Origin of the sequence: Paenibacillus sp. FSL R5-0749 (assembly GCF_038595085.1) — a bacterium.
Taxonomy (GTDB): Bacteria; Bacillota; Bacilli; order Paenibacillales; family Paenibacillaceae; genus Paenibacillus.
Map to the genome: position 1 here is coordinate 1,484,100 of NZ_CP152005.1, position 13,089 is coordinate 1,497,188.

Annotated in this window: 7 protein-coding genes; 5 read left to right on the forward strand and 2 right to left on the reverse strand. The window is 47.1% G+C overall.

Annotated features, from left to right (window positions below; all coding sequences use genetic code 11):
• Window positions 1-18 precede the first annotated feature (18 nt).
• On the reverse strand, window positions 19-975 hold the full coding sequence (locus MKY85_RS06445; protein ID WP_342572144.1) for a D-2-hydroxyacid dehydrogenase: 957 nt from the start codon (window positions 973-975) through the stop codon (window positions 19-21).
• A gap of 206 nt (window positions 976-1,181) precedes the next feature.
• Between MKY85_RS06445 and thpR the strand changes: the two genes are divergently transcribed.
• Together thpR and MKY85_RS06455 are read left to right on the forward strand one after the other, a co-directional pair.
• Entirely contained in the window at window positions 1,182-1,784 is a 603-nt protein-coding gene (thpR, locus tag MKY85_RS06450) for an RNA 2',3'-cyclic phosphodiesterase (RefSeq protein ID WP_342572145.1), read from the forward strand.
• A 130-nt stretch (window positions 1,785-1,914) separates the two neighbouring features.
• On the forward strand, window positions 1,915-2,760 hold the full coding sequence (locus MKY85_RS06455; RefSeq protein WP_342572146.1) for a cell wall hydrolase: 846 nt from the start codon (window positions 1,915-1,917) through the stop codon (window positions 2,758-2,760).
• Window positions 2,761-3,036: 276 nt separating this feature from the next.
• Here MKY85_RS06455 and MKY85_RS06460 read toward each other — a convergent pair whose 3' ends face one another.
• Complete coding sequence (locus tag MKY85_RS06460; RefSeq protein ID WP_339240259.1) at window positions 3,037-4,251, reverse strand: glycosyltransferase; 1,215 nt, start codon at window positions 4,249-4,251, stop codon at window positions 3,037-3,039.
• Between the two features lie 381 nt (window positions 4,252-4,632).
• On the opposite strand from MKY85_RS06460, the gene MKY85_RS06465 reads away from it, so the two are divergent.
• From MKY85_RS06465 to gltB, 3 genes are all read left to right on the forward strand, one after another.
• Window positions 4,633-5,214, forward strand: coding sequence for a TetR/AcrR family transcriptional regulator (locus tag MKY85_RS06465; RefSeq protein WP_339240260.1), 582 nt, complete (start codon window positions 4,633-4,635; stop codon window positions 5,212-5,214).
• A 206-nt stretch (window positions 5,215-5,420) separates the two neighbouring features.
• Window positions 5,421-7,703 carry a YhgE/Pip domain-containing protein gene (locus MKY85_RS06470; RefSeq protein WP_342572147.1) on the forward strand — a complete coding sequence of 761 codons (2,283 nt, stop codon included), beginning with the start codon at window positions 5,421-5,423 and terminating at the stop codon, window positions 7,701-7,703.
• Between the two features lie 674 nt (window positions 7,704-8,377).
• Window positions 8,378-12,976 carry a glutamate synthase large subunit gene (gene gltB / locus MKY85_RS06475; RefSeq protein ID WP_342572148.1) on the forward strand — a complete coding sequence of 1,533 codons (4,599 nt, stop codon included), beginning with the start codon at window positions 8,378-8,380 and terminating at the stop codon, window positions 12,974-12,976.
• The last annotated feature ends 113 nt before the right edge of the window (window positions 12,977-13,089 follow it).

Here is a 13,089-nt window from a genome sequence, read left to right on the forward strand (position 1 = left end):
TGGGAACGGATGTTTGTGTTAATATTTATGACTATAATCCACCAGGTTAAGCGGAAGTGTCTGGCCAGCTATATAAGCTTCCAGATTTTTGACGAAAATATCGAGGGCACGATCCGTGTATTGCTCCGTGCTTCCTGCGATATGTGGCGTCATTAAGACGTTATCCATGCCCCATAACGGGTGGTCTGCCGGAAGGGGTTCTTCTTCGAACACGTCCAGTGCGGCGAAGGCAACCTGGCCGTTTTGGAGTGCATTCAGCAAGGCTTCCGTTTTCACACTGGGGCCGCGGCCCACATTGACGAAACATGCACCAGATTGGAAATGCTCAAATGCAGTTTGATCATATATATGTTTGGTTTCATCGGTCAACGGTAAAATGTTAATCACATAATCGCCTTGGCTCAAGGCTTCATGTAGGCCGGTCATGTCGTACATCTGATCCACGTTGGGCACATCTTTGCCTGAGCGACGAACTCCGATCGTTCGCATGCCGAGTGCTTTGAGGATGCGGGCTGTTTCGGTTCCAATCTCACCTACACCAACGATGACCGCTGTTTTACCGTGCAGTTCGGGTAGGGGGTTGGCGGGAGCTTTCCATTCGGATTGCTGTTGATGCAACATGGCTTGTCTCAGCCAGCGGCTGTGGGATAACATCATGCCCAGAATAATTTCGGTGATTGGAATGGCGTGAACTCCATTTGCACTGGTGACCTGAATGTTCTTCTGCTGCAAATCTGCAAAAGGAAGATTGTCCACACCAGCGGACCAGACCTGAACCCACTTCAACAGGCTGTCTTGTCTCAATGCATGTTCAGTGACAAGAGGTGACCAACCGAGAATAATCTCAGCCTCTTTCAACGCAGCAGGGTCCGATTCCTTGGCTTTTCCGAATGTCAGGGTGTACCCCGGTGCGGCATTCTGAATGCGTTGTTTCTGTTCTTCGGATAGAGATGGAAAACATACAATTTTACCCATAATGTGTGGTCCTCCTGAGATCAATAGTTTGATAAGTTTGATAATTGAAGTGTATCAGATTTGATGTTGGATGTGCATAAGGTGGTAAATGCAGGAATCTAGCCTTATTTGCAAATGGTTATCTTTGTGTCACTCTATACTTACCCAACTTGAAACGATATGTATAGTTATGAAATAATAGAGCGAACTTTAGAGAGGTGTATGCAATGAATAACCAATCACATCAGGATCATTCATCCCGACGGGAAAGATTGTTTGTGGCGATTCGTCTTCCTGGTCCTGTTCAGCAGTCTCTTCAGATGGACGCGAGGCTTGTACAGAACAAGCTTGATTTTCGTAAATGGACAGATCATCGGGATTATCATATAACCTTGCAATTTCTTGGAGATACACTTGTTAGTGAGATTGGACATCTTCGGAAAGCGTTGCGCTCAGTAGCAGTTGAATTCCAGGCGTTTGAACTTCAGCTTGCGGATTGGGGCACATTTGGACTTGAAGAAGCGCCTAAAGTATTATGGAAGGGTGTTAGCGGAGAGATAGATCGGTTGATTTCATTGCAAAAACAAATCGTTCAGGCCACATCGACTCTTGGATTCGAAGCTGAATTAAGACCATATGCTCCCCACATCACCGTTGCTAGAAAATATCTGGGACAACTCCCAGGTAATGAGAATAAAGGGGTATCTGGAGTGCTTCCGGAACATGCCTCAGGTGTTAATTCATGGATGGTGGAGGACATTGTACTTTATGTGACAAGGCTTGGACAATCTCCAATGTATGAGGTCGTGGACACGTTCTCTTTTTCCTGATAATCATTTTTATGCCATAAAATCACATTGACATTACGTTTATCCCTATGTAATATTAGCCATCGTTATTCAAATTCTTTTTTTTGGGTTACTTAGATAAGGGAAATGTTTCGACAGGAGGAATCTTCGAATGAACATTATAAGCAAGAATCGTTGGGTAGCACCGATGTTATCAGTGCTGCTTGTATGTATAGTGGGGGTAAATGTCGTTCAGGCGACGGGGAAGTGGAATGAAGCTAGTGATAGTAAACAGATGACCGAACTTGCGGCTTCTGTGCAAAATAAACAAACATCTGCGCAAGAAGAGAGGCGCATGATGGAAGATGGGACAAGTCTGTCTACACAAACCGTAGCGTGGACTGAATCTCTGCCAGCGAAGAACTGGTTGACGACTGCTCAAGAAAAGCAGGAATTGCAAGAAGCCAAGGCCAAGAACAAAGCTAGAGCTGTAGCTGCGGCCAAAGCCAAAAAAGAAGCTGCACTGAAATTGGCCAAAGTGGAACGTGCCAAAGCGGTGGCTGCTGTAACAACTCCCCCCCAAAAACTATACTTTACGCGGACCAAACTTCTGAACCAGGAAGACTCGAAACTCGCAACCTGGTCATACAGTGTGTCCGATAAAGAACTGCTCCTGCTGCAAAAAATCGTCATGGCAGAGGCGGAAGGTGAACCGTACGAAGGCAAAGTGGCAGTTGCCAATGTTGTCTTAAACCGGCTGCGGTCAGCCAATTTTCCCGATACCATTTACAAGGTGATCTATCAGAAATCCCAGTTCAGTCCTGTAGCGAACGGACGTTTGAAACGTGTGGTTCCCAATGAGGACAGTATCAAAGCAGTGAATGCTGCGCTGAACGGGAAGAAGGAAGTTGCCGATGATACGTATTATTTCTTATCATTGACGCTTGCCGACGATCTGACAGTTGCCCGCTCGCAGAAAAAAGTAAAAACGATCGGTCATCATACTTTCTACAAGTAATCGACCCGTAAATTCTGCAAACAGGCAGGGTAGTTAACAGTGTGTGCTTCACACGGCCCCTTCAAAAAGCCTGAATCGTAGTTTTATTTCGTTATTTAAAATATGGTTATACTCTAAATTACCCCTTTTTCTGCCAAATCATACGGTCGAAATCAATGAAAATAAAAGAAGGTTCCCTTCCAATAATTCGGAAGGGAACCTTCTTTGTATATCGTGAGCACTTGCCTTGTCCTCTATAACACCTCATGAGAGCTGTTCTACAGGTCCATAGAGACGTTAGAATGGGATTCTGGTACCTGACAAGGACGTGGCAGCAATTCCGGCTGAGAATCGCTCTACGGGTGTTTTCGTAACTTCGGCTGTCGTCGGGAATAATAAATCATGAACAGCTTGGGCGCAACACGTTGGATCATAGGCTGAACGGCTGCCGGTAATATGTGCTACGTTCAGCGGGCTTTCAGCTTGAGTGGATGCCTGTTCACAGAGTTGGCTGAAACGTTTGGTAATCACATCGGCAGAGTGGATGACCTGGCCGTATCCGGCTTGTACAAAGTATTCACAGTTCTCTTCCTCTTGACCCGCCAGCGGAGGAATGAACAGCATGGGTAACCGCTTAGCCAACGCTTCGGTACATGTCATGCCACCAGGCTTCGTGATTAGCACATCGGATACATCCATCAGTTTGCTTACTTCACGGGTATATCCCAGAATACGAATATTAGGGTGCTGGAAGCAAGGCATCTCCTTCATTTTTGCAATCATTTTCTCGTTGCTACCAAGACAAAACACCAATTGAACACGATCTGCCCAGGACGTGAGAGCTTTCATATGATCCTCATCAAAAGAAAGTCCCCAGCCTCCACCCATAAGCAGCGCAGTAGGCATGTTCTGAAGCCCCATCTCTTGCCGCAGCTTTACTTTGTCGCCCGCTTCCCAGAAGTCAGGATGCACAGGAATTCCTGTAATCTGAATGTGGGAGGGATCGACCCCCCGAATTTCAAGTAATGCTTTGACCTGAGGGGTGGAGACCAGATATTTATTCACTTCCGGATTAATCCATGTTCCATGCACGTCATAATCCGTCACGACGGTATAGAGCGGGATATTCAGGCCCTGGCGTTTGAGCCGGGAGATCACTGCATTTGGAAAAGGATGGGTACAGATCACCGCATCTGGTTTCAGTTGGGATACGACCTGTGCTGTCTGTGTATAGAAAATTCGATGCAACGCCAGCTTGGTAAAGCCATTTAATGACTTGTTGTACTGTGTGCGGTACAACAGACTGACCAGTTTGGGTTGAACCGACAGTGTCTTTCGATATGCAGAAAAGATTAATGGAGCTACCGTTGGATTTAAAAATTTGCCTAGTTCAATGACACGACTGTGAACATGTGGACTGACTTTTTTGATGCCATGTGCCAGCGCATGAGCGGCCTGAGTGTGACCGGTACCGAATCCTTCCGATAATAAGAGCACTCTTGGTTTTCGCATGAGTTCACCTTTATTCATAAGTTTTAATTCATAATGAAGATATTCATCATTTTCGTTAGCTATAAATTATACATTACTACATGAATATACATTGAAGCGCAGAATCATGTTTCATCCATAAATATTTACACCATATCTCTTGGTCTGAGACAGTCTGACTTCATTTATATACGTATGTTTGAGTCATCTTACACTATAGACGACGACAGAAGGAGTTTCCACTGCATTTCGGTTAAAAAAAATTAACACAATATTTAAAATGTTAGGGTTGCAATCTTATTGCTGAGGTGGTAATGTATATTTTGACCGAATGACCGAATTGTATTTTTGGTCATTTATGTAGGACGAATGAACATTGAATGGAGTAAAAGGAGGGATATGATGGCTCCGATTGACAGGAGACAGCAGGTTATTCATGCAGCAGCCCAGTCGTTTGCCATGTTTGGATACAAAGCAACTACGATGGACCAGGTCGCCAAGATTGCGAACGTGGGCAAAGGAACGATCTATACGTTTTTCACCAACAAGGAACAATTGTTTGATCAGATTCTGGTAGAAGTGATTCAGGAAATGAAGAACATCGCACATCGTGAAGTGCATCAGGAAAGTGCATTTTTTGATAATCTCTTTCGGGTGCTGGATGCGTTGTTGGAATTCCGCCGTGATCACGAACTGCTGGTTAAGTTATCACAGGAATTGAAGGACTTTGGAACACTGCAGGCCAAGGAAGGGTTGGACAAAGTGGAGAAAGTTATTTCCGATTTTCTGGCCCGGGAGCTTGAGAAAGCGAAGGATAATGGAGAGATTCGGGATTGTGATCCGCAAGTGGTCGCTTTTATGATGATTCGCTTGTATATTGCACTCACCTCTGATTGGAACAAACAACATCAACCACTGAGCAAAGAGGAAATCAAGAATTACTTTCGCCTTTTCTTAATGGAAGGAATTGCTGCTGTAACGTAATCCGAATTTATTCTACTATAAATAAGGGTTATCATACATGTGTGGCAGCGAGGCTTGTCGGAAGACAGGTTTGTTTTTTTGCTTTAAATTGACCGTTTGAGGAAAATGGTCACTTCGTGTTTCGGTAATTTTTCTGGAACGCGACATTTTATTTCATTATAGTTATTCCTGCTCATGAAGCAGAGAGATTAAGGGGAGAAAATGACATGAAATCTTTATCCGTGTTTTTCAAGGATGTGGGATCGGCCGTGAGAAACCCGAAGGTGTTGATCCCTGTTATTGCAATTATGTTTATACCGATCCTGTATAGTGGCATCTATCTGGCGGCTTATTGGGACCCATATGGTCATGTGGATGAGATGCCGGTTGCCGTTGTCAATCTGGATAAAGGCGCAGAGCTGGAGGGCAAATCACTTCATGTAGGTAATGATCTGGTGGATGAGCTGAAGAAAAATGCAGATTTTAAATGGGACTTTGTCAGTGCGAGCCAAGCCAAAGAAGGCATGAGTAATGACAAATATTATATGCAAATTACGATTCCGGAGAACTTCTCATCTCAAGCAACAACGTTGCTCGATGACAAGCCGGCACCGGCTGACCTGATCTACGAACCGAATGGCAATTACAGCTTTGTCGGGGCACAGATCGGCAAGACTGCGATTAAGGATCTGAAAGCGAAAGTATCAGCCAAAGTAACGGAATCCTATGCAGAGACTTTGCTCGACAAGTTCTCCGAAGTATCTGATGGCTTAGCGGAGGCGGGTGATGGAGCTGGTGAACTGAATACCGGCGCAGGCAAACTGGATGATGGTGCAGTTAAGCTCAAGGATAACTTGGCGAAGCTTGCATCCGGGACGCTTGAACTTCAGGAAGGACTTTCTCCATTAAGTGATGGGGTTAACGCGTTGCACACGGGCGCGACCAAGCTTGAAAGTGGAACAACGAATCTTGTATCGGGTCTGCAACAGCTTCAGGCTGCCGCTTCGAGCCAGCTTCAGAGCGGAGCAGATCAGTTGAAGGATGGCAGTGCCAAGTTGGAAACGGGCCTTCAATCTTCACTGGATGGTACAAGTAAGTTGCAGGCTGGCCTGGCATCGTCAGAACAGGGCAGTGCGAAGCTGTCTGATGGTCTGCAAAGTGCCGTTCAGGGCAGCGGTACACTGGCAACAGGCCTGCAATCGGCTGTGGATGGCAGTGGGAAGGTTGCGGATGGAGCACAGAGCGTAGCCGCCGGATTGAAGCAGCTTGCTGCATCGAACCCGGAACTCGCCGAAAATGCGGATGTACAGAAACTGCTTGCGGCGAGTGAAGCGGTTGCTGATGGAAGTGCGCAACTGCATGAGAGCGAGCAGAAGCTTGCACAGGGTGCAGATCAGCTGCATCAGGGCAACCAGCAGTTGGCCGCGGGTGCATCCGAGCTCCATGGTGGTCAGAAGCAACTACTTGCTGGTGCAGACCAGCTGGTAGATGGACAGAAGCAATTGCTGGCTGGAGCCGGACAGCTTAGTCAAGGGGGAGCGAAACTCTCCGATGGTCTGAAGCAGTTCAGCGGCAAATTGGGTGATGCTGCAAGTGGCGGTACATTGTTGGCGAATGGTGCCAAGCAGCTGGGCTCAGGTACAACAGCTTTACAAACGGGTGTGGGCAAACTCAGTGGTGGCGTTAGTTCACTAACCGATGGTTCCAAGCAACTGGGTGATGGCGCAGGCAAACTGGCTGACGGTCTTACTGAGCTAAAAGATGGTTCAAGTGAACTGGCAACCAAGCTGAATGATGCCGCGCAGAAAACATCCGAAGTGAAGAAAACGGATGATGTGGTGAACATGTTCGCTGAACCGGTGAACTCTTCGGAGAACACAGCAGAGAACGTGAGCAATTATGGTACAGGATTGACACCGTTCTTCCTGTCGATCGGTCTGTTTGTGGGATCATTGATTTCGACGATTGTATTGAAAATGCGGGAAACGTCCGTACCTGGTGCAACAGGCTGGAATCGTTTTGTCAGCCGGACACTGGTATTTGGCTCCGTGAGTATCTTCCAATCGGTTATCGTGGCAAGCTTCATGTTATATGGTCTTGGACTGGAGACGCACAGTGTAGGGCTGTTCTATCTGTTTACCATTATTACAGGGCTGACCTTCATGTTGATCGTTCAGGCGCTTGTAACCTGGCTGGATCTGCCTGGACGTTATGTTGTCATTCTGCTGCTGGTCTTCCAACTTGCGGCTAGTGCAGGTACATTCCCGGTAGAACTGATTCCATCGTGGCTTCAGGCATTTAGCCCTTGGTTGCCAATGACACACAGCATTATGGGCTTCAAAGCTGTTGTATCGAGTGGTAATCTGGATGTGATGTGGCATCAGGCAGGAATTCTTAGTATCTATGCAGGTGTATCTATTCTGCTGACGCTTGCTTACTTCCTTTGGAATGGCAGACGTCCGAAAAAAGAAGTCGAACAGGCTGATTCCGGTCAAGTTGTGACGGCATAAGTCGAACCTGATCTTCAGCAGGGTCATATTTTTGAATAAAAACTTTATTTTCTTGTAGTGAAATTATGCAATATAGTAGTCAAATAGTGCAAATAGCCTGTGACCCCAAAAAGGGGTTACAGGCTATTTTGTATACAAATGCATAAAGAAGTAAAGATTCGCTGGCTTCCACAGTGGAAATTTGGTTGAATTATGGATAAACGCAGGCGGTACATGGAACGATTTTCTTCTGTCAGCAATTTAATTCAGTTGTACTCTGGCTTAAAAAGTGTATAATTATTCGAAAAAGAGATGAATTTAAACGTCACTACTGTAAAGCTGTACTGCAAAACATTTCTTATCAGAGGTATTAAAAAGTTTAAATTGCGCTGATGTTAGGTCGGTGTTAAAATAATAGAACTATATCAAAAAAACGTCGCTCCATTTCAGTAGCCGTGCCAGCGGCTGCGTGTTGATTTATACATGATGCTGTTTGCCGGATCGTCCGGATCAGCCCAACTCATTCAATGGCTTCTGCCCAATAGCAGGCTTATTTTTGACAGTCTCATGCTGTCACCTCTTCTATCTAGCAGGCTCTATCGCAAGCGAAAGGCCAGCTCCTCCCGTTTCATTGTTGCCTGTTGCCTATGTTCTTGATCTTTCCGAAATACTTCATTATAGAAAGGTTGCGTTCCATGAGACACATCGGATTACCTCCAAAACAGGGTCTATATGACCCGCAGTTCGAAAAAGACGCATGCGGAATGGGTTTTGTTGCCAACATCAAAGGAGTACCTTCACACGATATCGTTAGTCAGGCACTAACCATGCTCAGTAACATGGAGCACCGTGGAGGACAGGGAAGTGAGCCGAATTCCGGTGACGGAGCGGGTATCCTGATTCAGATTCCACATCGTTATTTTGCACAGGAAGCGGAACGTCTTGGTTTTGCATTACCTGAGCAGGGCTTCTATGGCGTGGGAATGTTGTTCATGTCCCAAGACCCTGCCATCCGTAGTGCGCACGAAGAGAGCCTCAAGAAGATTATTGAAGAAGAAGGACAGACGTTCCTGGGTTTCCGGGATGTGCCTACTTTTGATGAAATGCTTGGCCGTTCTGCACTTGCAGCGAAACCTTATGTACGTCAGGTGTTCATTGGAAGATCCGCAGATGTGAAGGATGAGCTTGGATTCGAACGTAAACTGTATGTTATTCGCAGACGCGCTGAGTTGGCTATTCGATATTCGGCAGATGAAGCAGAAGGTGGTTCATTCTACCTGCCAAGCTTGTCTTGTCGCAAAATTGTTTATAAAGGCATGCTCACAACGGAACAGGTGGGAGAATTCTATCTGGATCTACAGCAAGATCTCGTAGAATCTGCGCTTGCACTCGTGCATTCCCGTTTCAGTACGAACACCTTCCCAAGCTGGGAACGTGCCCACCCGTATCGCTTCATGATCCACAACGGTGAGATCAATACGATGCGTGGTAACGTGAACTGGATGCATGCACGGCAGTCCTTGTTCGAGAGTGAATTGTTCGGTGACGACATCGCCAAAGTGAAACCGGTCATTAACCCGGATGGTTCCGATACAGCGATGTTCGATAACACACTGGAGTTCCTGTATCTTAGTGGTCGTTCACTGCCACACGTGGCCATGATGATGGTTCCTGAACCTTGGAGCACAGATGAGGGCATGGACCCTGCCAAAAAGGCATTTTATGAATATCACAGCACAATGATGGAGCCTTGGGATGGACCAGCAGCAATGGCCTTCACAGATGGTTTGCAGATTGGTGCCACACTTGACCGTAACGGTTTGCGTCCAGCTCGTTATTATGTAACCAAGGATGACCGCATTATCCTGTCCTCAGAAGTTGGGGTGCTTGATATTGCGCCTGAAGAGATCCTGTACAAAGATCGTCTGCGTCCAGGTCGGATGTTGCTTGTGGATACACAAGAAGGCCGCATCATCTCAGATGAAGAAGTAAAAGCGATCATTGCAGCCGAGAATCCGTATCAGGATTGGCTTGATGAGCATTTGATGGATCTGAGCGAGCTGCCGGAAGCACCGGAACTTCCTGATCCAAAACATGATAACGTGACCCAGCTTCAGCTGGCATATGGATATACATTTGAAGAGCTTCGCAAAATCCTGGAGCCAATGGCGACAACAGGTATGGAAGCTACCGGTTCGATGGGCTATGATGCACCACTGGCTGTGCTATCGGATCGTCCGCAGCGTCTGTACAACTACTTTAAACAGATGTTCGCCCAGGTAACCAACCCGCCAATCGATGCAATCCGTGAAGAGATTGTAACGTCTACGGCAACAACCATTGGTCCTGAGCGCAACTTATTGAACCCTGAACCGGAGAGCTGTCGCCAGATCCGTCTGGATACACCGGTATTGTCCAATGAAGACTTTGCGAAGATTCGCCATGTGCGTCGCCCAGGCTTCCGCTCCATGACGATTCCGATTTTCTTCACCGCTGCGGAAGGAGCAGAAGGACTGCGCAAAGCAATGGATCTGCTCTTCGAAGCTGCGGACCGGGTCATCGACAAAGGTCATAACATTCTGATCCTGTCTGACCGCGGTGTGGACGCAGAGAATGCGGCCATTCCTGCATTGCTTGCTGTAGCAGGTCTGCATCACCATCTGATTCGTCAGGGAACCAGAACAAAAGTCAGCATTTTGCTTGAATCAGCAGAGCCGCGTGATATTCACCACTACGCATTACTGCTGGGTTACGGTGTGAGTGCTGTGAACCCTTATCTGGCCTTTGAAACGCTGGATGACATGATTCAGCAAGGATTGCTTCGTGGCATTTCGCATGAGAAAGCAGTGAAAAACTACATTAAAGCAGCTACCAAAGGCGTTACGAAAGTGTTGTCCAAAATGGGGATTTCTACGATTCAATCGTATCGTGGCGCTCAAATCTTTGAAGCGGTGGGTCTGAAATCAGACTTCGTTGACCGTTACTTTACCTGGACACCTTCCCGGATCGGTGGAATTGGGTTGGAAGAAGTGGCAGCCGAAGCGCTGACACATCACAACCGTGCCTTTACGGATAAAGACGGTAACGATAAAGTATTGGATTCCGGTGGCGATTATCAATGGCGTAACGACGGAGAAGAGCATCTGTTCAATCCGCAAACCATTCATACGTTGCAACACGCAGTTCGTACCGGAGATTACAAGCTGTATAAAAAATATTCCAAACTTGTGCAAGGTGAGAATGATCAGCTGTTGACCATTCGCTCCATGCTGAAACTGAAACCGGTTGGAGCTTCCATTCCACTTGAAGAAGTTGAATCCGTAGAAGATATCATGCGTCGTTTCAAAACGGGTGCAATGTCCTTCGGTTCAATTAGTAAAGAGGCGCATGAAGATCTTGCCATTGCAATGAACCGTGTTGGAGGTAAGTCCAATACTGGTGAAGGTGGAGAAGATCCGGCTCGCTTCATTAAAGATAGCAACGGGGATTCCCGTCGCAGTGCTATTAAACAGGTCGCATCCGGACGTTTCGGTGTTACTTCCAACTACTTGGTTAATGCCGACGAAATTCAGATCAAAATGGCACAGGGAGCAAAACCGGGTGAAGGCGGACAACTGCCAGGACGCAAAGTGTATCCTTGGGTTGCTGAAGTCCGTGGTTCAACACCGGGTGTAGGTCTGATCTCGCCACCGCCGCATCACGATATCTATTCGATCGAGGATCTGGCAGAGCTGATCTATGACTTGAAAAATGCCAATCCGCGTGCTGAGATCAACGTTAAGCTCGTATCGGAAGTGGGCGTGGGTACCATTGCGGCAGGTGTAGCCAAAGGGCGTGCCGATATTATCCTCGTCAGCGGTTATGACGGTGGTACAGGTGCATCTCCGCAAGGTTCGATCCGACATGCGGGTATGCCGTGGGAACTGGGTCTTGCAGAGACACATCAAACGTTGATGCTGAACAATCTGCGTGATCGCGTCGTACTCGAAACAGATGGCAAAATGCTTAACGGCCGTGACTTGGCGATTGCAGCTTTGCTTGGAGCTGAAGAGTATGGTTTCTCTACCGCACCGCTCGTTGCACTTGGCTGTATCATGATGCGTGTCTGTCAAATGGATACCTGTCCGGTGGGTGTAGCAACACAGAATCCGGAGTTGCGTAAAAATTATATGGGTGATCCGGCTCATGTGGTTAACTTCATGCGATTTGTTGCTGAAGATGTGCGTGAGATCATGGCTGATCTTGGTTTCCGTACCATTCAGGAGATGGTCGGACGTACAGATTGCCTCGAAACGGTAGAAGCCGTAGATCACTGGAAGAAAAAAGGTGTGGATCTGTCTGTATTGCTACATGTGCCTGAAATGCCGGAAGGCTCTGCACGTTACCGTACACAGCATCAGAACCACCAATTGGAAGAAACGCTGGATATGCAGCAATTGTTGCCACTGGCACAGTCTGCTATTGAATCCGGTCAACCGGTTGAAGCGGTGCTTCCAATTACGAACGTTAACCGTGCCGTAGGTACCATTCTGGGTAGTGAGATCACACGTAAATATGGACTCGCAGGATTGCCTGAAGATACGGTTAAATTCAAATTTGTCGGCTCTGCCGGACAAAGCTTTGGGGCCTTTGTACCTAAAGGCATGACCTTGACCGTTGAAGGGGATTCCAATGACTACGTAGGTAAAGGATTGTCCGGAGGTAAACTGACCGTGATGCCTTCTCCGAAAGCAACGTTTGAGGCGGAAGATAACATCATTATCGGTAACACGGCTCTCTACGGTGCAACAAGCGGTGAAGCGTATATCCGTGGTATTGCGGGTGAGCGATTTGCTGTACGTAACTCCGGTGCCAAAGTAGTCGTTGAAGGGGTAGGCGACCATGGTTGTGAGTATATGACGGGTGGACGTGTCGTTGTACTCGGCGATACAGGTCGTAACTTTGCAGCAGGGATGTCCGGAGGTATTGCCTATGTGTATGATCCGGAAGGCACATTCTTGCAACGTTGTAATCTGGAAATGGTTCTTTTGGAGCGTATCGAAGATGTTGCCGAAAGTGCAGATCTGCGAGGTATGATTCAACGTCATGTTGCCAATACAGGAAGTGCTGTCGGTCAGCGCGTTCTGGATAACTGGCAAGATGCGGTGAACCAGTTCGTTCGGGTTATTCCGAAGGACTTCAAGCGTATGACGGAGCAGATTGAACGGGTTCAGGCGACGGGCTTGACTGGAGAAGCAGCACTGCTTGCAGCGTTTGAAGCAAATATGCGTGAACTTGCACGTGCTGGGGGTTAACTCCTTGTTCAAAGGTGAACGTGCATGAACAGGTTGTATGAAGAATAATAGGAGCTATATGGTTGCCATTTTGGCACCATATAGCTCCTATTTGGCTTTCGACAAAATTAGAA